19 protein-coding genes are annotated in these 24,146 nt (G+C 71.2%); 13 read left to right on the top strand and 6 right to left on the bottom strand.

Annotation, left to right across the window (positions count from 1 at the left end):
- Positions 1-112 precede the first annotated feature (112 nt).
- From HUJ41_RS10015 to galE (HUJ41_RS09990), 6 genes are all read left to right on the top strand, one after another.
- Entirely contained in the window at positions 113-1,333 is a 1,221-nt protein-coding gene (locus tag HUJ41_RS10015) for a glycosyltransferase family protein (RefSeq protein WP_179872435.1), read from the top strand.
- 101 nt (positions 1,334-1,434) lie between these two features.
- Positions 1,435-3,261 carry a cell wall-binding repeat-containing protein gene (locus tag HUJ41_RS10010; protein WP_179872434.1) on the top strand — a complete coding sequence of 609 codons (1,827 nt, stop codon included), beginning with the start codon at positions 1,435-1,437 and terminating at the stop codon, positions 3,259-3,261.
- A 17-nt stretch (positions 3,262-3,278) separates the two neighbouring features.
- A complete protein-coding gene (locus HUJ41_RS10005; RefSeq protein ID WP_179872433.1) occupies positions 3,279-5,762 on the top strand; it encodes a cell wall-binding repeat-containing protein in 2,484 nt (827 codons plus the stop codon).
- Positions 5,713-6,063, top strand: a complete 351-nt coding sequence (locus tag HUJ41_RS12945) for a type II toxin-antitoxin system HicA family toxin (protein WP_431356465.1) — start codon at positions 5,713-5,715, stop codon at positions 6,061-6,063. The genes HUJ41_RS10005 and HUJ41_RS12945 overlap by 50 nt, the downstream gene beginning before the upstream one ends.
- Positions 6,060-6,260 (top strand): hypothetical protein, encoded by a 201-nt coding sequence (locus HUJ41_RS09995; RefSeq protein ID WP_179872432.1) that lies wholly within the window; start codon positions 6,060-6,062, stop codon positions 6,258-6,260. Before HUJ41_RS12945 ends, HUJ41_RS09995 begins: the two co-directional genes overlap by 4 nt.
- Before the next feature lie 9 nt (positions 6,261-6,269).
- Complete coding sequence (galE, locus tag HUJ41_RS09990; RefSeq protein WP_179872431.1) at positions 6,270-7,229, top strand: UDP-glucose 4-epimerase GalE; 960 nt, start codon at positions 6,270-6,272, stop codon at positions 7,227-7,229.
- A 31-nt stretch (positions 7,230-7,260) separates the two neighbouring features.
- Here galE (HUJ41_RS09990) and HUJ41_RS09985 read toward each other — a convergent pair whose 3' ends face one another.
- From HUJ41_RS09985 to HUJ41_RS09965, 5 genes are all read right to left on the bottom strand, one after another.
- Positions 7,261-8,466, bottom strand: coding sequence for a HipA domain-containing protein (locus tag HUJ41_RS09985; protein WP_179872430.1), 1,206 nt, complete (start codon positions 8,464-8,466; stop codon positions 7,261-7,263).
- Positions 8,463-8,720, bottom strand: coding sequence for a helix-turn-helix transcriptional regulator (locus HUJ41_RS09980; protein ID WP_179872429.1), 258 nt, complete (start codon positions 8,718-8,720; stop codon positions 8,463-8,465). The genes HUJ41_RS09985 and HUJ41_RS09980 overlap by 4 nt, the downstream gene beginning before the upstream one ends.
- 132 nt (positions 8,721-8,852) lie before the next feature.
- The gene (locus HUJ41_RS09975; protein WP_179872428.1) at positions 8,853-10,103 is read right to left on the bottom strand and encodes an O-antigen ligase family protein; all 1,251 of its coding nucleotides are present in this window, start codon (positions 10,101-10,103) and stop codon (positions 8,853-8,855) included.
- Positions 10,100-11,413 (bottom strand): O-antigen ligase family protein, encoded by a 1,314-nt coding sequence (locus HUJ41_RS09970; RefSeq protein ID WP_179872427.1) that lies wholly within the window; start codon positions 11,411-11,413, stop codon positions 10,100-10,102. Before HUJ41_RS09970 ends, HUJ41_RS09975 begins: the two co-directional genes overlap by 4 nt.
- A gap of 36 nt (positions 11,414-11,449) precedes the next feature.
- Positions 11,450-12,628, bottom strand: coding sequence for an acyl-CoA dehydrogenase family protein (locus HUJ41_RS09965; protein ID WP_179872426.1), 1,179 nt, complete (start codon positions 12,626-12,628; stop codon positions 11,450-11,452).
- Between the two features lie 167 nt (positions 12,629-12,795).
- On the opposite strand from HUJ41_RS09965, the gene manA reads away from it, so the two are divergent.
- From manA to HUJ41_RS09930, 7 genes are all read left to right on the top strand, one after another.
- The gene (manA, locus tag HUJ41_RS09960) at positions 12,796-13,941 is read left to right on the top strand and encodes a mannose-6-phosphate isomerase, class I (RefSeq protein WP_246299212.1); all 1,146 of its coding nucleotides are present in this window, start codon (positions 12,796-12,798) and stop codon (positions 13,939-13,941) included.
- Between the two features lie 77 nt (positions 13,942-14,018).
- On the top strand, positions 14,019-16,154 hold the full coding sequence (locus tag HUJ41_RS09955; RefSeq protein ID WP_179872425.1) for a cell wall-binding repeat-containing protein: 2,136 nt from the start codon (positions 14,019-14,021) through the stop codon (positions 16,152-16,154).
- A gap of 32 nt (positions 16,155-16,186) precedes the next feature.
- Positions 16,187-17,149: a UDP-glucose 4-epimerase GalE gene (gene galE, locus HUJ41_RS09950; protein WP_179872424.1), complete on the top strand. Its 963-nt coding sequence runs from the start codon at positions 16,187-16,189 to the stop codon at positions 17,147-17,149.
- Between the two features lie 148 nt (positions 17,150-17,297).
- Positions 17,298-18,740 carry a cell wall-binding repeat-containing protein gene (locus HUJ41_RS09945; protein ID WP_179872423.1) on the top strand — a complete coding sequence of 481 codons (1,443 nt, stop codon included), beginning with the start codon at positions 17,298-17,300 and terminating at the stop codon, positions 18,738-18,740.
- A 158-nt stretch (positions 18,741-18,898) separates the two neighbouring features.
- Positions 18,899-19,219, top strand: a complete 321-nt coding sequence (locus tag HUJ41_RS09940; protein ID WP_152582431.1) for a WhiB family transcriptional regulator — start codon at positions 18,899-18,901, stop codon at positions 19,217-19,219.
- 3 nt (positions 19,220-19,222) lie between these two features.
- The gene (locus tag HUJ41_RS09935; protein WP_179872422.1) at positions 19,223-22,246 is read left to right on the top strand and encodes a glycosyltransferase; all 3,024 of its coding nucleotides are present in this window, start codon (positions 19,223-19,225) and stop codon (positions 22,244-22,246) included.
- Entirely contained in the window at positions 22,243-23,637 is a 1,395-nt protein-coding gene (locus HUJ41_RS09930; protein WP_179872421.1) for a DUF5719 family protein, read from the top strand. The genes HUJ41_RS09935 and HUJ41_RS09930 overlap by 4 nt, the downstream gene beginning before the upstream one ends.
- A gap of 50 nt (positions 23,638-23,687) precedes the next feature.
- On the opposite strand, the gene HUJ41_RS09925 is transcribed toward HUJ41_RS09930, so the two are convergent.
- On the bottom strand, positions 23,688-24,119 hold the full coding sequence (locus tag HUJ41_RS09925) for a metallopeptidase family protein (protein ID WP_152582428.1): 432 nt from the start codon (positions 24,117-24,119) through the stop codon (positions 23,688-23,690).
- Between the last annotated feature and the right edge of the window lie 27 nt (positions 24,120-24,146).

The raw sequence follows: 24,146 nt of genomic DNA, 5'->3' as shown, positions 1-24,146 counted from the left end.
AGGTCTCCTGCGGTTCTCGGGTGCCCGAGCCGGTACGGCGGGCGCGTGCCAGCCTACCGTTCGCGCTTCGTGCGCTCGCGGGCGGCGCGGGCCCCGCTGGTAGCGTGAACAGGTGCCGCGCCCCCCTCGAAGCCCCGTGGAGCGGGGCAAGGATGCTCTGCGCAGCGTGCTGCGGGCGTCCCTGGTCGTGGCACCCGGCGCTCTCGTGTCGCGCATGGTCGACCCGACGCAGCGCTTCGACCCCGCGCATCCTTCACCGGCGATCGATCTGCCGCGCGACGCGGCCGTGCGCCTCCTCGTGGCGCCCACCAACTCGGCGGGGCAGGGCTGGGCGTGGGCGCGCGCCGCCGAGCGGCTCGACGGCGTCGTCGCCCGCACGATGCAGATCGACATGGACCGGTTCGCGAAGTTTCCCGCCGACCAGAGCATCACGCGCGGCGAGTACCGCTGGTCGCGGCGGTGGCAGCGTGCGCAGCGTCGGGCGGTGCTCGACGGGGCGACGCACGTGCTGCTCGAGTCGGCGTCGCCGCTCTTCGGCGACCCGCACCGGTGCGACGTGCGCGGCGAGCTGCGGCAGTTGGGCCGCGCGGGCATCGCCGTAGCGCTGCTGTTCCACGGCAGCGACATCCGCTCGCCCTCCCGCCACCGGGCGCGCGCCGAATGGTCGCCGTTCGGGCCGGGCGGGTGGGACCAGACGGCGGCGCTCGAGCGCGTCACCGCTGAGAATGCGGCTCTCGTGGCGGAGGTCGACCTGCCGGTGTTCGTCTCCACGCCCGACCTGCTCGTCGACCTGCCCGAGGCTCGATGGCTGCCGGTCGTCGTGGACCCGCAGCGGTGGGCCACGGAGCGGGCGCCGTTCGCCGGCCGGGAGCGACCGCTCGTCGTGCACATTCCGAGCCGCACGATCGTGAAGGGCACCGACCTCATCGACCCCGTTCTGCACGGCCTCGCCGCGGAAGGGCTCATCGACTACCGCTCGATCACGGGCCTCAGCAATGACGAGATGGTGGCCGCCTACGGCGAGGCCGACATCGTCGTCGATCAGCTGCGCCTCGGCATCTACGGGGTCGCGGCGTGCGAGGCGATGGCGGCGGGCCGGGTCGTCGTCAGTCACGTCGACGAGCAGGTGCGGGGCGTCGTCGAGCGCGAGTGCGGGGAGGCGCTGCCGGTTGTCGAGGCCACCGCGACGACGCTCGAGTCGGTCGTGCGCGACATCGTCGCCGACCCCGCTCGCGCTGCCGAGCGGGCCTCCACCGGGCCGGGTTTCGTGCGCGCCCACCACGACGGCGCGAGAAGTGCGGATGCTCTGCGATCGTTCCTCGGGTTCGTCTAACGAACGCCCCCGAGTGAGGGCCTCCCTTTTGTGCCGCAATCGAGTTACTGTTGTGACTGTTGTGACTCGCGGCAGGGGGCTGCGGGCGGGGGGGGTTCATCATGTCGCGGTCCATTTCTCTCGAGGCCAGCGCGCCGCAGGCGCGGAGGCGCTCGTTGCGTGCCGTGGCCGCGATCGGGGCCGCGGCGCTGCTGGGCAGCCTCGTCGTCGCCGCGACTCCCGCGTACGCTCAGCCTGTCGTCGAGCCGGTTGTCATCGACGAGACGCCCGATCGGGCGGTGGTGGAGAGCGGCAACACCTTCGACTCCGTGGCCGATCGCTCTGACTTCGACCCCGGCTACCTCATCAGCGATCTGCAGTTCTACGATCGCAATGGCATGACCGAGTCTGAGATCCAGTCCTTCCTCGCGTCCAAGAGCGGCACGTGTCAGAACTCACGCTGCCTGGACATCTTGAGGCAAGACACGGCGGCCCGCAGCGCCAACGAGCAGTGCCGGTCCTTCTCCTCCGGCAGCGACGAGCGCGTCTCGCGCATCATCTACCGCGTGCAGCAGGCGTGCGGCATCGCGGCGCAGGTCTTGCTCGTCACCCTGCAGAAGGAGCAGAGCCTGGTGACGTCGACTGCCCCCTCGCAGCGCGCCGTCGACTTCGCGCTCGGTTACGACTGCCCCGACACTGCTCCTTGCAACGTGGAGTACGCCGGCATCGGGCCCCAGCTGTATTCGGCGGCCTGGCAGTTCCAGCGCTATCGCCTGAACCCGTCGTGGTACAACAACCAGATCGGCACGGAGTACATCCAGTACCACCCCAACACCTCCTGCGGAACGAAGCGGGTGGTCATTCGCAACGCCGCGACCGCCGGGCTGTACAACTACACCCCCTACACGCCCAATTCGGCCGCGATGAGCAACCTGTACGGCACGGGCGACAGCTGCTCGAGCTACGGCAACCGCAACTTCTGGCGCCTCTACACCGACTGGTTCGGCAACCCGACCGGGCAGCTCTCGAGCGCGGTGTCGAAGTCGCGCCTCGCCGGGGCTGACCGTTACTCCACCTCTGTCGCGCTTGCGGCGTCGGCCTACCCTGACCCGAGCGCGGTCTCGACCGTCTACATCGCGGTCGGCACGGGCTTCGCCGACGGTCTCGCGGCGGCGCCCGCAGCGGCTGTCGCCGGCGGGCCGTTGCTGCTCACCAACCGAGCTTCCCTGCCGGACTCGGTGCGAGCCGAGATCGTGCGGCTCGCGCCCGAGAACATCATCGTTGTCGGCGGCCCGAGCGTCATCAGCGGGTCCGTGGTCGCCTCCTTGGAGGCGCTCGCTACGACCGTCACCCGTGTGTCGGGCGACGACCGGTACGCGACGGCCCGCGCGCTCGCGCTTCTCGCGTTCCCTGATGGCGCCGACGAGGTCTTTGTCGCCAGCGGCGGCAACTTCCCCGACGCTCTCGCGGCGAGCGCTGCCGCGGGCTCTCGCGGGGTTCCCGTTCTTCTCGTGCCGCCGGGCTCGAACTCGGCCGACTCTGCCACGCGCAGTGTGATCGATCAGCTGGGTGCCACGACGGTCGTCGCCGCCGGTGGCACCTCCGTCATCTCGACGAACTACCTGAACTCGCTGAAGTCGGGCACCGACGTGACGTCCCTCGTGCGTCGGGGTGGCGCCGACCGCTACAAGACGGCGGCGAGCATCAACGACTACGCCTTCCCGACGGCGACCGCGGGCTACCTCGCGAGCGGCGTCAACTTCCCTGACGCGCTCGCGGCGGCCGCCGTCGCGGGTGCCCAGAACGCGCCGCTGCACCTCTCGCCCGGCAGCTGCCTTCCCGCAGCGGCCGTCGGCCACTTGACGCTCTCGGGCGTGCAGAGCCTCACGTTCGTCGGCGGCACCTCGGTGCTCACCTCGAACGCCTACAACTACCGCCCGTGCTCCTAGCAGAAGGCAGATCGTCGATGCGTAGCCCCCGCGCCGCCACCACTGGCGCGCTCCTCGCCCTCCTCGCCCTGGTGGCGGCCCCGGTCACGGCTGCGTCCGCAGCAGAGCCGGCGGCCGCGCCCGTACGAGCACTCGAGCGGCCGGTCACCCCGGTGGGCGACGAGCCGTCGCGCATGGTCGACGTCAAGCCTGACGACTTCGCCGCGGAGGGTGCTGCTCTGCCCGCGGGCCTGCAGCAGGCGCTCGCGCGCGACGTGGGCCTCAGCGGGGCCGAGTGGCTCGCGCAGAGCGAAGCCGGCAATGCGGCAGCCGATGTGGTGGCCGACCTCACCAAGGTCATCGACGTGGTCGACGCCCGCTTGGAGGGCTATGACCTCGTCGTCACCGTCGAGAACGATGCGGATGCCCGGGTGGCGGAGAGCGTCGGCGCCCGGGTCGAGTTCGGCTCTGCACCGGCGGCGCGCGCGACCGAGGCTATCGAGGGTCTCGAGCCCGCCGCCGACCTCCGTGGTGGCATGCCCTACGTGTATGACTCTTCTCGATGCTCTATCGGTTTCGTCGGTCTCAATACCTCCAACAGCGAACTGGAGATGCTGTCGGCTGGCCATTGCGAGACGATTGAGGGCTCGATGCGAAGAGCGGCCACCATTAATCGCCCGACCATCTCCGGCGGGACTATAGGCGCCACCACCCAGATCGGCAACGGTGGCCGTCACGTCGCTGGCGAATATGCGAACCCGGGATTCGACACTGGCGCGCCAGACTTTGACCCGGTCATCACGTACTACGACTTCGGCGCTACTCAGGTCACCAATGACGTCTGGGTCGGCAAGCCTGAGATCGTTACATGGGGCAACTCAACATCGGGCGCGCCTCTCGCTTCGTCGCCGTTGGTCATTCGCGACGCTGGGCCGGCCATATCTGGCGCGACTTTGTGCAAATCGGGTTCGACGACGGGTTGGACATGCGGCGCGATCTTGACTCCTGCAACTGCGGCACAATATGGATTCAGCGATGGCGTTGACCAAGTTGTTCCTGTCGGCGGGTCCAACTGCGAGGCACCCGGCGCGTACTGCGTAGGTGCGATCGTGGCGGCGATTTGCGTCCGGCAGGGCGACAGCGGTGGGCCAGCAGTGGTTGGGAGCCGCGCGGTCGGCATCACGTCCGCGGCCTCTAATGCCGATCCTGACCAGTTCCCCTCATGCAATGTTCAGGGGAACGTCGGTGTGTTCAGCACTCTGTACTCTGCAAACTCGGCATGGGAGCAGGTCACGAAGGTGTACCCCGACTGGGAGCCGCTCATCGGGTTCTCGTCTACGAATCGCAATGCATCGTCGCCAGTGCGCCTCAGCCCGAGCGCGACTCCGAACCTCCTCGGGCGGGTCACGGGTGGTTCGACTCGGCACGGTGTCGAGGTGTCCATCAATGGCGGCGCAACGGTGTCGCCCACCGTCGGTGCGAATGGCGACTGGTCGGTGCCTCTCGACGGACTACGGGGCACCCTCGAATGGTCGGCGACCGCAAGCTGGGGCTCGCAGACGCAGGCTGCCCCGAGTACCGGAAGCATCTTCGTGGCGGATGGGGTGCGACTCTCGGGAGCGAACCGATACGACACGGCCAACGCCATCGCTGCTCGTGCGTACCCCGGCTCGCCGAACGTTCCCGTGGTCTACATCGCGAACGGCGCCAACTTCCCGGACGCGCTCAGCGCCGGCCCCGCGGCCGCGGCTGAGGGCGGCCCGCTCCTGCTTACCGAGCGGGGTTCCCTGCCCTCATCCGTGCGATCCGAACTCAACCGGCTCAACCCGCAGACGATCGTGATCGTGGGAGGCTCGAGCGTTGTCAGCGGCTCAGTCGCGAGCGCTCTGCGGTCCTACGCCGACTCGGTCGTCCGTATCGGCGGCGCCAACCGCTACGAGACGTCACGGCTCATCGCGCAGCGTGGCCTCACCAAGGGGTTCTTCTCCACAGATGAGCAGGTGTGGGTGGCGACCGGTGCCAACTATGCCGACGCTCTCTCGGCGGGCGCCGCGGCCGCATCCGCTGGCGTGCCGATCCTGCTCGTGAACGGCGCGGCCTCGGGTATCGATTCGGCCACGCGCAGCTTCCTCTCGTCGAAGCTCGAACCCACTGTCGCTCGCATCGCTGGTGGTACGGCAGTCGTGTCGAACGGCGTCAAGAACGCTATCGACGCCGTTTCGGGCGTGAGCACAGCCCGCTACGGCGGCGCGAACCGCTACGCGACCTCGCTGCTCATCAACAAGTTCGCGCACCCCGACTCGGCACCCGACGCGTTCCTGACATACGGCCAGAATTTCCCGGACGCCCTCGCGGGCGGAGTGTTGGCTGGCATCTCGGGTGGGCCCATGTACATAACGCAAACGAAGTGCGTCGAGCCGGGCGTCGTCAACCACATCCTCGATCTGAGCCCGTCGACCATTACCGTGTTCGGTGGCACCGCCGTCGTCAGCAACTCCGCCCGCGACCTGCGCCGCTGCTGACGCGTCCTCCACACCGGCCCTTGCGGCATCGACGTCAACGGGTCGAGTGCACGCGAGCTGGCGTGGCCGTGTGGGCGTCACACTCGCCCATGTGCGTGCGCGAGAAGTCGAGAAGAGAATCAAGGTGCGTGGTGGGACGCTCGTCAGGCAACGCGGTTCGCATCGGCTATTCGAGGTCGTGCTCGGGGACCTGGTCGCACGCACCACGGTGCCGTACCATGGCGGCGACGTGCCGAAGGGCACGCTGAGAGCTATCGAGCGAGACCTGGAACCAGTGCTCGGAAAGGGGTGGCTGCGATGACGACGTGGATCGTCGACGTGGAACGCGACGCCGGGCACCTCATCGCGCAGGTTCGCGACCTGCCCAATGCGCACACCTTCGGCGCCGACTTCGACGAACTCGACGCGGCCGTGCGTGAGGTGATCGCCCTCGTGCTCGGCCTGCCCGAGGGTGAGCACGACCTCGACATCGCCTACGCCTTCCCAGTGCCCGCCTAGACTGACCGGGTGCGCGTACTCGTCACCGGGGGCTCCGGCTACATCGGCTCGCACATCTGCCGTGTGCTCGCCGATCGCGGCGACACCCCCGTCATCGTCGACGACTTCGCGCACGGCCTGCGCCACCGCATCGACGGGATGCCCGCCCACGAGCTCGACCTCGCCGAACCCGGCGCGGCCGGCGTGCTCGCGCGGCTCGTCGCCGACGAGGGCGTCGAGGCGGTCATCCATCTAGCGGCCCGCAAGCAGGTCGGCGAATCGGTCACCAGACCGCTCTGGTACCACCGGCAGAACGTCGGAGCCCTCACCGCCGTGCTGCAGGCCATGGTCGCCACGGGCGTGCGCGACCTCGTCTTCTCCAGCTCCGCCGCCGTCTACGGCGACGCCGACGGGGTCGTGACCGAAGACGCGCCGACCGTGCCCGTCAACCCCTACGGCGAGACGAAGCTCGCGGGGGAGCGGCTCGCCGCCGCCGTCGCCCGCGCCGAAAGCCTGCGCGTCACGAGCCTGCGCTACTTCAACGTGGCCGGCGCAGGCTGGCGCGACCTGGCCGACACGGCCGTGCTCAACCTCGTGCCCATGGTGCTCGAGGCGATCGACGCCGGGCGCTCGCCGCAGATCTTCGGCGACGACTACCCGACCGCCGACGGCACGTGCGTGCGCGACTTCGTGCACGTGCGCGACCTCGCCGACGCGCACCTCGCCGTACTGGACGCCCTGCCCGGGCAGCCCGAGCCGCACCGCGCCTACAACGTGGGCACGGGAGTCGGGTCGAGCGTGCGCGACGTCGTGGAGGGCATCCGGCACCGCATCCCGGATGCTCCCGCCACCGTCACCCGCGACCGCCGGCCCGGCGACCCCGCCGCCGTCGTCGCCGACGTCAGCCGCATCGCCGACGAGCTCGGCTGGCGTGCACGGCACGACCTTGACGACATTCTCGACTCGGTGCTCGCCGCGCGCACTGCGTAGGCCCCTACGGAAGCGTCGGCGCTGAACCGGATCAGCTTCCGAATCCCCCGACGCGGTGCCGGACCTTCTCGACGATCGTCGCGAGCTCGGTCGGCACGGACGTCGCTTCGATGGAATCGAGCACACGCTGCGCCACGCCCTCGACGACGGTGTCGGCCTCCGCAGGCTTCATGCCCCATGAGACGGCCTCGTCGATGAGATGCTGCCGGGTGATGTAGCGCAGGTCGACCTGCCCCGCGACGGCGTGACCAGCGTGGGTGAACCGCCCCAAGAACATCACCGGTGCCGTGTCGTACAGCGGCGCCATGTCGACCAGCGCTGCAGAGTCGATGGTGAGCGAGTAGTTCTTCGAGTGGGCGTCTCCGTTGCCGATCATCGTGTTGAAGGCCACCGCCTCCAGCAGCCCGGCAGCGAACCGACTCGGGTAGTGGGACTGCGGTGCTGCCAGCTGCGCGATCGACTTCAGTCTCGCCGTACCTGACAACGTCGACTCGTACTTCGAGACAGAGGGCACGGAGAGCGCCTGCGTGAAGTCCTCCTGGTGGGTCCGCTCCCCGCCCGCACGGTCGTAGCGCTCGACGACGATCGCCTGTCGACCATCGAAATCGACGAGCTCGGTGCGTGCTACGGGCAGGTCCGCGGCTGCGGCGACCCGCATCGCCCAGTCCTCCGCGGTGATCAGAAGAGGGGGGCTGGTCAGGTCGTTCGGTTGCGGCTTGATGATGTGGGTCGACATCGCTCCATCTGTCGGCCAGGCCCAGCCGCTCGCGGTGCGGGCCAGAAGCAGCTTCGCCTGGACGCCGCCCAGGGATGCACCGAGCGGCAGGTCGTCCGGGGGAGTAAGGGTCGGCAGATCCCTGACCAGAGACGCGGTCTCGTCCTCGCTGAGCGGGCGCAGACGTCCGGCGCCGGGCACCGTGTCATCGACAGTGAACTGCACCGCTCCAGCGCACTCCCGGCCGATGTGGCGCAGCAGGTCGACGGGGGTGCGTGCACCGTACCGACGATCGAGCTGCGCGCGCAGTGCGCCCTCGGGCAGGAGCCCGTCCAGGAACGTATCCAACCTGGAGCCCTCGACGCGCTGGGAAGTGAGCGGAAGCGACAAGCTCAGGGGTCGGCTGCCCCCTCCCCAACGGCGGAGGGCGTCGCCGGAGAACCGCAGTCGCGCACGACCGGAGCGCAGCTGCTCGACCTCGCCGAGATGCTCGCCGCGCAGCCAGAGCTGCAGTCTCGTCATCGCGTGCTCACGCTCACGTGCGCACCTCGGGGAACGATGATCGCTTCCAAGCCCAGTTCGGCCAGGGCCGACAACAGGGCATCGACGGAGACGTCGTCACCGCGCTCCAGTCGCTGCACGGTTGACCGCGATACTCCGGCGCGCTCAGCGAAATCGACCTGGTTCCTGCCGTCGAGCTTGCGAGCCTCGCGCACCGCAGAGCCGATGTCGTGACGGCTGCGTGCCCGGTACCACGGTGCCTGGTTCCTGTCCATGGAGCGCTCCGCTTCTGATCTGATGCATCTCGCTCTCGACGCGATATGCGTCAGATAAGAAGCATAACACGGTGACCAGGAGAATGCTTCACATATGAAGCGTCGCACGGCTGGGGGCGGGTGACGTTCTTCCTAGTCGAGCCGCCCGCGCCAGGAGCGGTTGCGCGCGGCCGCGAACGCCGATGTCACGAACAGCAGCAGCCCGCCCTCGTAGAGCAGGTAGCTCTCGGTCATGCTTGTCGTGGCGAGCAGCACGAGCGTGAGGGCGGGCCACACGTAGACGGTGCTGCGGCGCTCGGAGGCCACGAGCCAGGCCCGCACGAACGCGAGGCTCAGCGCCACGATGAGCACGAGCAGCCCGGCGAGGCCCAGCTGCAGCCACACGTCCATGTAGGCGTTGAGCGCGGAAGGCGGCTGCCGGCCGGTGCTATCGGCGACGACCGCGAAGGGGAAGACGTCGCTCGGCCACTTGCCCGCCCAGCCCCAGCCCTGCACGGGGTACTGGTCGATGAAGCCCGTGACCCGCGCCCACACGCTCGTGCGCACCTCCACATCGGTCGCGGCGTCGACGGCGTCGACGAGCGCGGTGCGGAAGAGCCAAGCGAGCATGCCGAATACGGCGAGTGAGACGAGCAGCACGCTCTGTGTCGCGCGCCGCGCCACCGTCTTCTGGCGCCGCACGAGCACGAGGGCGAGCCCGGCGACGAGCACGGCTGCGAGCACGAGCAGCGACACTGGCGACCGGGCGAAGATGATCGTCGCCGCGGCGAGAGCCAGGGAGTAGACGCTCACGGCACGCGACACGGAACGCGTGCGCACCTCGATCCAGAAGCTCAGGATCGCGAGGGCGCCGAGGAAGGCGAAGGCATTGCGGGTACCGGCGAGCCCCTCGATGGGGCCGCCCTCGGCGAGCGAGCCCGAGATGCCGAGGAAGGTCAGGGGGGTGTCGATGAGGAGCCCGCTGAGGATCTCGAGCACGAACGACGTGGTGAGGATCACCCGCAGGGCGTTGCCGACCGCGCGCACGAGCTGGATGAGGTCGCGCACGAGCGCGATGTACAGGCCGAGCAGACCGAATCCGAGCGCGTAAGCGATGCCGCCGACCGTCACCCAGGTGTACTGGCTCCACACGACGCTCACCGTGAGCAGCCCGAAGAGCGCCAATATCGAGATCGGCAGAACGCCGCGCCACTCGATGCGATCCGGCTGCGCCCACAGGGAGGCCACCGCGAGCACGACGAGCCCGGCGAGCACGCCGAGAGCGCCGGGCCAACCCATGATCGCGCGCACGGCTCCCGTGATGAGGGCGAAGCCCACGATCGCCTCGGTGAGCGCCTGGCTGAAGCGCGCCGAGCCCACGAAGGCGCGGATTGCGGGCGTCATGGTGTCGCCTCCGCTCGCCGCCACCGCACCTCGTGCTGGCGCGAGGCGACGGCGATCCACACGAGCAGCAGCAGACCGGCTTCGATGAGCAGGCGCGACTCGGCGAGGCTGTGCACGAGCAGCATGGCCAGGAGCAGCACGGGCGCGAGGCGCAGGGCAGCGGGGTCGAGGGAATCGCCGCGCGGAGCATCCACGGCCCAAGCGAGCGTGCGTGCGACCGTCGACAGCACGAGGACGGAGAAGAGGACGAGACCCAGGATGCCCAGCTGCAGCCAAACGTCGAGCCACGCGTTGTGCGCCTGCAGGTAGGTGACGCCGCGAATCACGACCAGATCGTCGAAGGGCTCCACCCACGGCGCCCAGTAGCTGACCCAGCCCCAGCCGAACCACGGCCGCTCCTGCGCGAGGCCGATGACCGCCGACCAGATGTCGAGCCTGCCGGTGAGGTCATCGCTCCGGCCCAGCAGATCCAGCAGTGTGTCGCGCAGCAGCACCGCCACGGTCGCGACAGCCGCCATGATGGCGACCGCGGCCCCGTAGATCGCGAGGCGGGCTCGACCAGTTCGGCGGCGGGCGAGCAGCACCACGCCGAGCACGACGACGACGCCGACGCCGGCGATGAGCACCGTGGCGGAGCGCGTGAGCACGAGGACGCCGACCGCGATCGCGATCCAGCCGAGCGCCGCCGGTCGGCGCAGGGACGCCTCGTGGTCGGGGTCGGTCTGCCGCAGCCTCCACTGAACGGCGAGCACGATCACTGCCACGAGGGCCACGAAGGCGAGCAGGTTGGCATTGCCGGTGATGCCCTGGATGCGCCCGCCCTCCAGCAGCGCATTGCGGGACCAGGTGAACGCTGCCGGGTACGGCTCCTCGTAGGAGGTCCAGAACGGCAGCACCGGTTGACGCACGAGCGTGGCCACGACGAGCTCGAAGAGCAGTGAGAGGCCGAGAATCCACCGCGTTGCCGCGCTCAGGGCGCGCACCAGGTCGCCGAGGGTCAGCACCTGCGTCATGACGACCGCGACGGCGCCCGTGATGAGGGTCACGAGCACGCCGATGGCGGAAGCGCCGGGATACGCCGACCAGGCGATCGAGAGGGTCAGATAGGCGGCAACCGCAGCGAGCGCCACGGGGACGCGGCGCAGGTCGACGCGCGCGCGCACCGCGACGACGAGCCACGCGATACCCAGCAGAGCCGTAAGCGCGCCCCAGCCGTACCAGCTGATGCTGTACCGCCAGGCGTCGCCCGCGAGGAGCGTGAAGAGGGTCAGGCCGGCAAGAGCCACTCGGCGCTCGCGGAGCCACGACATAGCCCTCAGCCTAGTGCGGCCGCGTCGGGCAGGGCATCAGACGAAGGCGCCCATGCCGGTAATCGCCCGACCGACGATGAGGCTGTTCATCTCGCGGGTGCCCTCATAGCTGTAGAGCGCCTCGGCGTCAGCGTGGAAGCGCGCGACGTCGTAGTCGAGCACGATGCCGTTGCCGCCGAGCGCCTCGCGGCACAGCCCGACCGTCTCGCGCATCGCCGTCGTCGCGAACGCCTTCGCGAGCGAGGCGTGCTCGTCGCGCTGCACGCCGTCGTCGAGCATCTGCGAGACGCGCGTGCACAGCGCGATGCTCGCCGTGATGTTGCCCAGGCTGCGGCTCAGCAGATCTTGCACGAGCTGGTGGCGGGCGATCGGCTTGCCGAACTGCTCGCGCTCGGTCGCGTAGGCGACCGCTGCTTCGTAGGCGCCGATCGCGGTGCCGACGGCCGCCCACGCGACCTCGGCGCGGGTCAGGCGCAGCACGGAGGCGGTGTCGCGGAACGAGTTCGCGTTCTGCAGGCGGTGCGACTCGGGTACGCGCACATCCGTCAGCTCGATGTCGGCGTTCTGCACGATGCGCAGCGACTGCTTGCGCTCGATCTTCGTCGCCGAGTAGCCGGGCGTGCTCGTGGGTACGATGAAGCCCTTCACCTGGCCGTCTTCCGTGCTCTTCGCCCAGATGATCGTGATGTCGCTCCACGTGGCGTTGCCGATCCACCGCTTCGAGCCGTTGAGCACCCACTCGTCTCCGTCCCGGGTGGCCGTCGTGCGGAGGCCTTGGGCCGAGTCGCTGCCGGAGAGCGGCTCGGTGAGCCCGAACGCGCCGACGACCTCGCCGGTCTTGAGCTTCGGCAGCCACTCGGTGCGCTGCTCGGGTGAGCCGGCGACGCCGATCGAGCCCATCGCAAGACCGTTCTGCACGCCGACGTAGGTGGCGACGCTCGCGTCGACGCGCGCCATCTCGAGCGCCGTCCAGCCGCCGTACACGGCGCTGTAGTCGCCCGCTTTGGTCTCCTCCCACAGGTTGCCGAACACTTGCTGCTCGTGGAGGCCGGGAAGGATCTGCCGGGGGAACTCGGCGCGCTCCCAGTAGTCGTTGACGACGGGCTTCACCTCCGCCTCGAGAAAAGTGCGCAGACGCACGAGGGCGTCGCGCTCGTGGTCGGCGAGCAGAGCTTCGAAGCCGTAGAAGTCGCTGGCGAGGGTGGGGAACGTCATGGGCCGAGGCTACGCCCTGCATCCTGGCCGGTGCCCGGCCGTTGTCGAGGCGCCATACGGCCGGCGCGCGCCCGCCCGTGCCGCTTGTCGAGAGTGCACGAACCGGCGTGCACGAGTGGATGCCGCTGGCTTCGCTAGCGTGGAGTCGACCACCGGGAGGACCCACCGTGCTGCTGCGCATCGAGAACACTCCGCGCCCCTACGCGTGGGGGGCGACCACCGCGATCGCCGACCTGCTCGGCACCACCCCGAGCGGCGGGCCGGAAGCCGAGCTGTGGCTGGGCGACCACCCCGGCTCGCCCGCGCGCATCGTGGAGGGCGCGCCGGAGCCCGACCTCGCAGCCCACCTACGGGCCCGCGGCCAGAAGCTCTCCTTCCTGCTCAAGGTGCTCGCCGCCGCCGAGCCCCTCTCGCTGCAGGCCCACCCGACGATCGAGCAGGCGCGCGATGGCTTCGCGCGCGAGAACGCGGCGGGCATCGCCCTCGACGACCCGAAGCGCAACTACAAGGACGAGCTGCACAAGCCCGAGCTCATCTACGCGCTCAGCGACCCCTTCATCGCGCTCGCCGGCTTCCGACCCGTCGACGACTCGGTTGCCGATCTGCGGTCGGCCGCGTCTGCCCAGCTGGAGCCGCTCGTCGCGAGACTCACGGGTGACGCGGCGCTCGCCGACGTCGTGCCGTGGCTGATCGCCGGCGGCGCTGAGATCGCGGTGATCGTGGATGCCCTCATCGACGCCGCGCGTCGACTCGAGCACGGCGCGCTCGACAGTGACAGTTGGACGAGTGTGCGACGTCTGGCGAGCCACTATCCGGGTGATCCCGGTGTCGCGCTCTCGATGCTCATGCACACCGTCGTGCTGCGGCCCGGCGAGGCGCTCTACCTGCCCACCGGCAACATCCACTCCTACCAGCAGGGCCTCGCGATCGAGGTCATGGCGGCGAGCGACAACGTGCTGCGCGGCGGCCTCACCCCCAAGCACGTCGACGTGCCGGAACTCATGGCCGTGCTCGACGCCCGGCCCGTGCCGGAACCGCGCATCGACCCGGTCGAGGTCGCTCCCGGCGTGCGGCGCTTCAGCCCCGATGTCGTCGATTTCGCCCTCACCGTCGTCGAGGCGGGCGCCGCCGCCGACGGCGTGACACTGGATGCCCGGGGCCCGGCCATCGCGCTGTGCCTGGAGGGCAGCGCCACCCTGCAGGGGTCGCTCGTGCTCGAGCGCGGGCAGGCTGCGTACTGCGACGACGATGCGCTGAGCATCCGGGGCACGGGTCGCGTCGTCGTCGCGACCGGTCGCCATCCTGAGCACTGAGCCGCGCGGCACGCCGTAGCGGCGTGCGTCCGTTACCCTGAAGGCGACGCACCGGGGGGTGAGCGGTCATGGGGGCTGTGAGAATTGCAGGAGTAGCGCTGCTCGTCGCTGTGCTCGCCAGCGGTGCGCTCACGGGCGGATCGCTCGGCACGGCAGCGGTCGCGGTGACCGAACCCGAACCGACGCCGGTCGTGACGCAGGAGCCCGCGCCCACGTCGACGCCGACCCCGGAACCTCCGTCGACGCCTGAACCTCCGTCGACGCCCGCGCCCACGGCAGAGCCGACGCCCGCACCGCTCGACGACGACGCCGTGCCCGATGGTGCCCCTCCGCTCGAGTCGACGGCGGCCAGCAGCGCCGACCGACTTGCCGGGGCTGACCGCTACGCCACCGCCGTCGCCGTCTCGAAGGAGACCTTCGAGCCCGGAGTGCCGATCGTGTTCCTCGCGAGCGGCGTCGACTATCCGGACGCTCTCTCGGCAGCGCCCCTCGCCGTGGCGCTCGGCGGGCCGCTGCTGCTCACCGGCTCGCGCTCGCTGCCGAACGTCGTCGCCGCAGAGCTGAGGCGCCTCGCGCCCGCCGAAGTCGTCATCGTCGGAGGCACGGCCGTCGTGACCTCTTCCGTCGTGACGCAGGTGAAGCGCCTCGGGCTCGACGTGCGCCGAGTGTCGGGTGCCGACCGGTACGCGACCTCCCGCGCTCTCGTCTCGACGTTCGCGCCACCCAGCGACACCGTGTACCTCGCGACCGGCCGCAACTATCCGGACGCGCTCGCTGCCGCCTCCGCCGCGGGAGCCGTCGGCGCGCCCGTGCTGCTCGTCAACGGCGCGTCATCCACGCTCGACTCGGCCACGAGGCAGCTCATCGCCTCGCGCAACGTGCAGAACGCCTACATCGCGGGAGGCGCGTCGGTGGTCTCGAGCGGCATCGAGCTCAGCCTTGCCGTCGACACGGTGCAGCGTCTCGCGGGGCCCGACCGCTACGCCACCGCGGTCGCGATCAACGGGCACGCCTTCCCGACCGCCGAGCGCGGGTTCGTCGCCACCGGCGCTGGCTATGCCGACGCGCTCTCGGGCGCGGTGCTCGCCGGCATCGAGAACGCCCCGCTCTACCTCTCCGGGCCCACCTGCCTGCCCCGCGCGGCGCGCGAGGCGATGCTCACACGGCTCGATGTCGGCCGCGTCACGCTCTTCGGTGGCACCGCCGTGCTGTCATCGCGCGTGGCCTCGCTCGTGGCGTGCACCACCGTGTCCGATGATCGGGCGACGAGCAACGCCGAGTTGAAGGCTGCCCTCGAGCAGCGGCTGCGCACCCTGCCGGGCTCCTACTCGGTGAGCGTGCGCGAGATCGGCGGGCTCGAGACCGCGGTGAGCATCCGCGGTTCTCTCATGCAAGAGCCTGTGAGCGTCATCAAGCTCTTCGTCGCCTACGCCGTACTCGACCGCGTGGACAACGGGCTGCTCTCTCTGAGCACCCCCACGCGATCGGGCGTGAGCGTGCAGAACTGCCTGCGCGTGATGATCCACGTCTCCGACAACTACTGCCACTGGGATCTCGTCGACCTCGTCGGCAAGCAGAGCCTCAACAACCAGTTCTGGGCAGACGGCTACCGCCGCACCGTCTACGACGGCTACAGCGGCAGCGGCGTCTACTACCCCGCGAAGGTCTCCACGACAGACGACCTCGCTCTTCTGCTGAGCCGCCTCGACCGGGGGGAGCTGCTGAGCCCCGAGAGCACCGACCTGTTCGTCGAGCTGCTCGAGACCCAGCTGTGGCGCTCGAAGCTGCCCGCGGGCGTCCAGGCGGGCACCCCCGTGGCCAACAAGACCGGCTCGGCGTGGTCGTCTGCCGGCTGGTTCCAGTCTGACGCGGGCATCGTCACCTCCCCGACGGGCTCCTATGCGATCGCCGTGCTCGGCAGCCAGGGCGCCACCGTCGAGGGGGTGCGCGAACTCGGCCGCATCACCTACGAGCACTTCACCGGCCCGATCAGCACCCGAGCCTCCTACGGCGACCTCAACGCGGTCACGACGGGCTCCACTCCCTACTACCGCTACGCGAGCACGAGCGACCAGCTCGGCACCCTCCCCTCCGGCCGGCGCATCGAGGTGTACGCGAGCGCCCGCACCTGGTACCAGGTGGTGCACAACGGCAGCTACGTGTGGGTGCGCTCCTCGTCGCTGCGCAACTACTACGACTACCCCCGGCGGTAGTCGAGACCTCCGCGACCGCTAGCGTGGACGCCATGACCTGGCTTGTCACCGGCGGCGCCGGCTACATCGGTGCGCACGTCGTGCGCGCCCTCCGCGACGCGGGTCTCGCGCCCGTCGTGCTCGACGATCTCTCCAGCGGGCACGCCGCCTTCGTGCCCGAGGGGGTGCCCTTCGTGCGCGCATCCCTTCTCGATGCTGCGGCGGTGGATGCTGCGCTCACCGACCACGACGTCACGGGCGTCATCCACGTGGCCGGGTTCAAGTACGCCGGCGTGAGCGTGCAACGGCCCTTGCACACCTACGAGCAGAACGTGACCGGCATGATCACGCTGCTCGAGGCGATGCAGCGCGCCGGGGTGCAGCAGTGCGTGTTTTCCTCCTCGGCAGCCGTCTACGGGGCCGTCGACGTCGACCTCGTGACCGAAGGCACCCCGAAGAACCCGACGTCGCCCTATGGCGAGTCGAAGCTCATCGGCGAGTGGCTGCTGCGCGACCAGGAGGTCGCCGCAGGGCTGCGGCACACGAGCCTGCGCTACTTCAACGTCGTCGGCTCGGGCGACCCGGCCGTGCGCGACACCAGCCCGCACAACCTCTTCCCCCTCGTGTTCGACGCGCTCGCCGAGGGGCGCCAGCCGCGCATCAACGGCACCGACTACCCGACGCCGGACGGCACGTGCGTGCGCGACTACATCCACGTCGCCGACCTCGCGCTCGCCCACGTCGCCGCGGCGCGCCGCCTCGAGGCGGGCGAGCCGCTCGAACCCGCGTACAACCTCGGCTCGGGCGACGGCGTCTCGGTGCGCCAGATCATGGATGCCGTCGCGAGGGTCACTGGCATCGCCGTCGACCCCGAGCTCGCCGAGCGGCGCCCCGGCGACCCGCCGCGCATCGTGGCGAGCGGCGATCTCGCCGCGCGCGATCTCGGCTGGGCGATGCGCCACACGCTCGCCGAGATGGTGGCGTCGGCGTGGGAGGCGCGGCGGGCATCCGCCTAGGGCGCTCCTGGCGCGGCGACCCCTGCAGGCGGTGGTGATCGCAGCTCACGTGTCCCCATAAAGTGGGACACCCGAGCAAGACTCACCGCCACTAGAGTCGGAGAAATGCTCGAGAGCGCGCGTCGCTCCTCACTCCGAATGGATCGCCGTGCCCTCGTCACTCCTCGCCCGCGTGCTCGCTCCCGTCGCCGTGGCGGCCCTCCTCGTGCCCCTCGGCGCCCTGCCCGCCCAGGCGCGCACGATCGAGCCGGCCCCGCCCGCCGGGCTCACCCCTGCGGCCGACCCGGGGGCGGGTGGCCGCGTGCCCTCGCCGACGCCGGGCCTCACCGCCGCCGCTGCCGGCGAGGTGACCGGGCGCATCCTCATCAGCGCCGCGGGCGGTGGGGCGACGCAGCCCGCGACGACCGGCAACACGCTCGTGCGGTTCTGGCGCGAAGACTCGGGTCAGTACTTCCTCGAAGACACCGTGAGCAGCTTCGACGGCGACGGGGACTTCAGCGTGCTCGGCCTGCCTGCGGGTGGATACCGGCTCGAAGTGCTCACGCTCGACACCGACGGGCCGGGCAAGGAGTACTGGAACGATCAGGAGTTCTGGTTCGAGGCGGACACGTTCGTACTGAACGAAGATGTCGCCAGCGAAGTCCCGACCATCACGGTCGCCCCCATCGAGCTGGCCGGCGGCCGCATCTCCGGCGACGACCGGTACGCGACCTCGGTCGCGATCTCCCAGGCCCTCACCGGCACCGGCGGCGCCGAGGTCGTCTACCTCGTGAACGGGCTCGGCTACGCCGATGCGCTCTCCGCTGGTCCGGCAGCGGCCGCGAACGGCGGCGTGCTGCTGCTGACGCGTCCCGATGCCGTGCCGAGCATCGTGCGCTCCGAGCTGCGCCGCCTCGACCCGGACCGCGTCGTCATTGTCGGCGGCACCGCCGCCATCCGCTCCAGCGTCGTGAGCACGGTGCGCAGCCTGCTGCCCGATGCCGAGGTCGACCGCATCGCCGGCGTCGACCGCTACGACACGTCTCGAGCGATCGTGGCCGACGCCTGGCCGGGCACGATCGAGAGCGTCGCCGTCGCGACGGGGCGCAACTTCCCCGACGCACTCTCGGCGGGTGCGGCGATCAGCTCCGTCGGCGGCGCGGTCGTGCTCGTCGATGGTCAGCGCTCCTCGCTCGACGTCGCGACCCGCACCTTCCTCGGCGGCATCGCGCCGCAGTACGTGGCCATCGCGGGCGGCACGAGCAGCGTCTCCAGCGGCATCGCATCGTCGCTGAACGCTCTGCCCAGCACGCCGGACGTCGACCGCTTCGGCGGCGCCGACCGCTACGAGACGGCGCTCATCATGAACCAGGCGTTCTTCCGCGACAGCGCGCCAGACTACGCCTTCCTCGCCACGGGCGCTGGCTTCGCCGACGCCCTCGCCGGCGGCCCCCTCGCCGCCGCGCTCGGCGCGCCGATCTACCTCAGCACGCAGCGCTGCCTGAGCCTCGACAACTACCGCGAGATCTCCGGCATGTTCGTGCGAGAGATCTACGCGCTCGGCGGCAAGGCCGTGTTGAGCGACCGCGTGCTCGACGGCAGCCTCTGCTGAGCATCCCTCGCCGCGCTTGCACTTTTCCCGGCGCGTCGCAACCCTGAATACTCAGTCGAACCTTTTACTATCCCGCGACTTGACGCGAGCGAATGACACGAGTGTAATTAGGGCACACGCGGCAGAGTCCGCCACGTGACGGGGGAGGGCAGCATCACATGAGCAAATACCGCAACACGGTACCCGGCGACTGGTTCGTCGACCCGGTTCGACTGGGAGTGCCCGGGGTGCGGCGCGCGCGCGACACCGACGATGACGACAGCGCCCTCGCCTGGCAGGCCGACGCGCTGTGCGCGCAGACCGACCCCGAAGCGTTCTTCCCCGAGAAGGGCGGCTCGACCCGCGACGCGAAGAAGATCTGCACAACGTGCGAGGTGCGCTCTGAGTGCCTCGAGTACGCCCTGCAGAACGACGAGCGCTTCGGCATCTGGGGCGGGCTCTCCGAGCGGGAGCGCCGCAAGCTTCGACGCCGCGCCTAAGGAATGCAACCGCGCGTCACCGCCGTTCTCATCGCCCGCCGAGGCGGCGAACCGCTGCAGCAGACACTGGATGCTCTCACCGAGCAGTCCCGCCACCCCGACCATCTCGTGGTCGTCGACGCCGCCGGCGACGACGAGGTCACGGCCGCCCTCGCGTCGATCGCCCCGACCCAGTTCGTCACCGCGGGCGCGGCACTCGGATTCGGCGAGCTCGTCGACCGAGCCGTCGCAGCCCTTCCCGCGCCCGAGCAGACCTCCTCGCCCTACGGCGGCGTCGAGGATTGGCTGTGGCTGCTGCGCCACGACACGACGCCCGACAGCCGTACGCTCGAGCGCCTGCTCGCCGCCGTCGAGATCGCCCCGTCCGTCGCCGCTGCCGGCCCCAAGCAGATGGACGCCGACCAGCCGACGATGATCGCCGAGTTCGGCGAGACGATGACCGCGTATGGTGCGGGCATCGCGCTCGCCGAGCGCGAGCTCGACCAGGCGCAGCACGACCGCACGAGCGACGTGCTCGCGGTCGGCGAGGCGGGCATGCTCGTGCGGCGCTCCACGTGGCACGACGTGGAAGGCTTCGACCCGGCCCTGCCGCACGTGGATGCGTCGCTCGACCTCGGCGTGCGCATCCGCCTCGCCGGCCACCGTATCGTCGTCGTGCCGCACGCACGCGTCTTCGTGCACGAGAGCACGCCGCTCTTCGCCCGCAACGGCACCCCGCCCACCCTGCCGGCGCGCGTGGAGGCGCGCTGGCGCCGCCGCGCACAGCTGCACCGCCGCCTCGTCTACGCGCCCCTGCCGGCCGTGCCGCTGCACTGGCTGAGTCTTCTGCCGCTGGCTCTGCTGCGCTCGATCCTGCACCTGCTGCGCAAGCGGCCGACACTCGTGATCGGCGAGTTCGTCGCCGCGCTCGCCGTCGCGTTCTCCGGCACCGCGGTCTCGAGCGCGCGCTCCCGGCTGGCGAGGAGCCGGACGGTGGGCTGGGCGGCGATCGAGCCGCTGCGCATGCCGCGCGACGAGGTGCGCCGCCGCCGTGCCATCGCGCAGGACGCCCTGCTGAGCGCCCGGGAGGACGACCGACCGCCGCGCCCCGACTTCCTGCCCGGCGGCGGCCTCATCGTCGCCGTGCTCGCCCTCATCGGCGCGATCGCCGCATCGCCCCTGTTCGGCGCGCCCGCCCTGCTGGGCGGCGCGCTCGCGCCCCTGGCACCGGATCTCGCGACCCTCTGGGGCGGCCTGACCGCCACCGAGGATGCCGCTGCCGACCCCTTCGCGTTCGTGCTCGCCCTGCTCGGCACCCTCACGCCCTGGCAACCCTCCCTCTCGCTCGTCGTGCTGTGGATCGCCGCCGTGCCCCTCGCCGGGCTCTCCGCGTGGTGGGCGGCCGCGAGCCTCGTGCGCCGCGCCGGCCCTGCCGCGGTCGCCGCGTGGCTGTGGGCGCTCTCGCCGACTCTGCTCGTGAGCCTCGCCGAGGGCCGTGTCGCCGCGGTCGTCGCGCACCTCGCCCTGCCGTGGCTCGTCGCGAGCGCTGCGCGCGCCCCTCGCTCGTGGAGCGCCGCCGCCGTCGCGGGCCTCAGCGCGGCAATCGTGACGGCCGCCGCTCCTACGCTCGTGCCCGCGCTGCTGCTCGCGTGGGTTGCGTGGATGGTGCTGCACCCGCGCCGCATCGGTCGCCTGCTCACGCTCATCGTGCCCGCCGCCGCGCTGTGGACGCCGCTCGTCATCGACCAGGTGCTGCGGGGCACCGCTCTTGGCCTGCTCGCCGACCCCGGCCTGCCGTCGGCGACGGGCGAGCAGACTCGCGTCGGGCTGCTGCTCGGCTGGCCCGACCTGCGCCTCGTGCTCGAGCCGCTCACGGCGCTCCTGCCCGCGGGCACGCCGCCGATCGTCGCGCTCCTCGTCGTCGCGGCGCTCGTGACCGTGCTGCCCGTGCTCGCCCTGCTCGGCCTCGCCCTGCGGCGCGGTCGGCGCGGGCTCGTACCGCTGGGCCTCGCCGCCGCCGGCCTGCTGACCGCGCTCGCGGTGAGCGGCATGGCGCTCGCGACCGTGGGCGGCATCGCCGTCGGGCTCGATGTCGCTCCGGCGCTCGGCCTCTACTGGCTCGGGCTCACCCTCGCCGCGGTCGTCGGCCTCGACGGACTGCGGCGCGGCGCCGCGTATCCGGGCCTGCTCGCCGTCCTCGGCGGCACCGTCGTCGTGCTGCCGGTGCTCGGTGCGCTGCTGCTGGGCACGGCCGCCGTCGCCCCGAGCCCCGACCGCACGCTGCCCGCGCTCGTCGCCGCCGAGGCCGCCGACGACCCCGGGCAGGGCACCCTCGTGCTCACTCCGGTGAGCGGGGCGGCTGACGCAGCGCAGGCGGGGCTCGCCGCCCGCATCGACCGCGGCACCGGGCTCACCCTCATCGAGCAGCGCACGATGCTCACGACGCGGTCGCTGCTCGGCTCGGGCCTGCCCGGCACGAGCGGTGAGGGAGACCTCGCGGCCGTCGCCGGCACGGGCGGCGCCGCGGCGGCGACGCTCGCCGCGATCGCCGAGCGCGAGCAGCTCGCCGAGCTCGTCGCCAACCTCGCGGCAGCCAGCGGTCGCGACGTCACCGAGACCCTCGACGCCCTCGGCGTGCGCTTCGTGCTGCTCGCGCCGCCCTCAGGCATCACGGGTGATGAGGCGGCCGTTCTAGCCGCCTCCTCGAGCGCCGCCCTCGACGCGACCGCGCAGCTCGAGCCCGTCGGCGACACCTCGGTCGGTCGACTGTGGCGCGTCGCCGCTGCCGACAGTGCTGCCGACAGCGCCGCCGACGACGCTCGCGCCGGGATCGCGCCGGAGCGCCCGGGGGCGGACGCGATCCTCGTCACCCAGCTCGGCATCCTGACCCTCACCCTGCTGCTCGCGATCCCCACGAGTCTGCGCCCGCGGCGCCCGCGCTCCGACTCGGTGCTCGACGAGCCGGCCCCCACCTTCGAGGCCGACGACGAGTTCGAGAGCGAGTTCGGCGCCGACCCCTCGGGTGCTCCGACGGGAGGGCGGTCATGACCGTGACCCAGCGCATCCTCGCCGCCACCGGGCGCGCGGGGCTCGCTCTCGCCGGCGCGGCCGCCGCGGTCGCCCTTGGCGCGGTCGTGCTGTTCGCGCCCGTGCGCGACCTCGCCCTCGACACCGCAGGTCTCGCGGTCACGCCCGACCGGTCAGCGCAGACCGTCGTCTGCACGGGGGGAGTGCTCGGCCTCACGCGGGGCGACGATCCGCAGCTCACCGTCGCGCAGCAGCCGCAGCGCCGCAGCGTCGGCACGGGCCTGGTCGAGTCGACCGTTCCGGCCAGCGATGCGCTCGAGAGTGCTGCCGTCGCCGTGACCCTGCCGGTCGACGCCCCCGACACGGCGGTCGCCGCAGCCGAGTCGACGCGCGTAGCCACCGCCGACCTGCGCGGCCTCGCCGCCGCCGAGTGCGGGCGCGCCGAGCGCACCGCCTGGCTCGTCGGCGGCTCGACCCAGGTCGGCCGCACCACGTGGATCGTGCTCACCAACCCGGGCGAGGTCGACGCGACCGTGGACCTGCGGGTGTGGGGCGAGCGCGGTCTGCTCGAGGCTCCTGGCACGAGCGGCATCATCGTGGCGGCAGGAACCCAGCGCATTCTGCCCCTCGCGGGCATCGCCGTCGACGAGGCCTCGCCCGTCATCGCCGTCGACAGCAGCGGCGGGTCGATCGCCGCGCACCTGCAGCAGTCCGTCGTGCGCGGTCTCGACCCCTCCGGGGTGGCGCTCGTCACCCCGCTCGAGCGGCCCTCCACCAGCCACGTCATTCCCGCACTGCCCGTTGTGGGCAGTCAGCTCGCTCTCGAGCAGGCCACCGGCGACGGCATCGGCGACGCCCTCACGACCCTCCGGATGCTCGTGCCGGGCGACACGGACTCCGACGTCACCGTCACCCTCCGCCCGGCCGACGGCGGCACCGGGCAGGTCATCACGACGACCGTCGGCGCGGGAGCCGTGCTCGACCTGCCCCTCACCGACCTGCCCGACGGCGACTGGGCCGTCGTCGTCGACGCGACCGAGCCGCTCGTCGTCGCCGGCCGCACGACCACGGGTGGCGCGAGCGGCCTCGACATCGCGTGGTTCGTGCCGACCGGTGCCCTCGAGGCGGGTCAGGAGGTGCTCACGAGCATCGCCCCGACCCCGGGCGGCGTGAGCGCGCGACTGCACCTGTACGCACCCGACGGCGACGTGACGGCGACCGTCGACCGGCGCGAGGTGCTCGTGCCGGCAGGCCAGAGCGTCGTGCTCGAGACCGCCGCCAACGTCGGCGTGCGGCTCGCGGCCGACGGCGTACTGCACGCGAGCGTGAGCTACCGCGGTGATGGGCTCATGGCGGGCACGCGCATCCTGGCCCCGCCGCTCGCGGCGCAGCCCGTGACCGTCTACCCGTAGCCTGCCCGTCAGCCGTCAGCCGTCAGCCGTCGCCGCAGCCCGACCCGCCGCTACCAGTGGCGGAAGCGGTCGGGTGCGAGCTCCCACGGGTCCTTGCCGATGAGCTCGCCCACCGCGCGGAACACGCAGCTCTCCACCATGAGGCGCCGATGCCAGTCGTCGTCGCGGTGCAGGCGGCTCATGCGCTCGATGGGGATGCGGTAGAGCACCACGAGGGAGCGCGACGGCACGACCCGCCAGCGGGCCACGCCCTCCACCTGCGCGGGCTGATCGGGCATCGGCAGCACCTCGATCGACAGCGTCGAGAGCTCGTGCGGCCACAGATCGACCAGGTAGTCGGCACTCGCCCGCACCGTCGACTCGAACAGGTCGCGGCGCGTGTTCACCAGCGGCAGATGAGGCCCCGTGAGGGCGGAACGACCGGCGCGCCCGTGCCGAGCCCGGGCGCGCGCGCTCGGGTACTGCCTGCTCGCTCGTGCCACCCGGTCAGCCTACCGTCGCAACGTCGC

Source organism: Microcella indica, assembly GCF_013414345.1.
Classification (GTDB): Bacteria; Actinomycetota; Actinomycetes; order Actinomycetales; family Microbacteriaceae; genus Microcella; species Microcella indica.
This window is presented reverse-complemented; position numbering and strand designations above follow the sequence as displayed.

Coding starts and splice junctions, on each gene's coding strand:
- HUJ41_RS09975 (WP_179872428.1), bottom strand. CDS start 10,103: ATGACGCCCGCAATCCGCGCCTTCGTGGGCTCGGCGCGCTTCAGCCAG.
- HUJ41_RS09970 (WP_179872427.1), bottom strand. CDS start 11,413: ATGTCGTGGCTCCGCGAGCGCCGAGTGGCTCTTGCCGGCCTGACCCTC.
- HUJ41_RS09930 (WP_179872421.1), top strand. CDS start 22,243: ATGACCGTGACCCAGCGCATCCTCGCCGCCACCGGGCGCGCGGGGCTC.
- HUJ41_RS09995 (WP_179872432.1), top strand. CDS start 6,060: ATGACGACGTGGATCGTCGACGTGGAACGCGACGCCGGGCACCTCATC.
- HUJ41_RS09935 (WP_179872422.1), top strand. CDS start 19,223: ATGCAACCGCGCGTCACCGCCGTTCTCATCGCCCGCCGAGGCGGCGAA.
- galE (WP_179872424.1), top strand. CDS start 16,187: ATGACCTGGCTTGTCACCGGCGGCGCCGGCTACATCGGTGCGCACGTC.
- HUJ41_RS10005 (WP_179872433.1), top strand. CDS start 3,279: ATGCGTAGCCCCCGCGCCGCCACCACTGGCGCGCTCCTCGCCCTCCTC.
- HUJ41_RS09940 (WP_152582431.1), top strand. CDS start 18,899: ATGAGCAAATACCGCAACACGGTACCCGGCGACTGGTTCGTCGACCCG.
- HUJ41_RS09985 (WP_179872430.1), bottom strand. CDS start 8,466: ATGACGAGACTGCAGCTCTGGCTGCGCGGCGAGCATCTCGGCGAGGTC.
- HUJ41_RS10010 (WP_179872434.1), top strand. CDS start 1,435: ATGTCGCGGTCCATTTCTCTCGAGGCCAGCGCGCCGCAGGCGCGGAGG.
- HUJ41_RS09965 (WP_179872426.1), bottom strand. CDS start 12,628: ATGACGTTCCCCACCCTCGCCAGCGACTTCTACGGCTTCGAAGCTCTG.
- HUJ41_RS09980 (WP_179872429.1), bottom strand. CDS start 8,720: ATGGACAGGAACCAGGCACCGTGGTACCGGGCACGCAGCCGTCACGAC.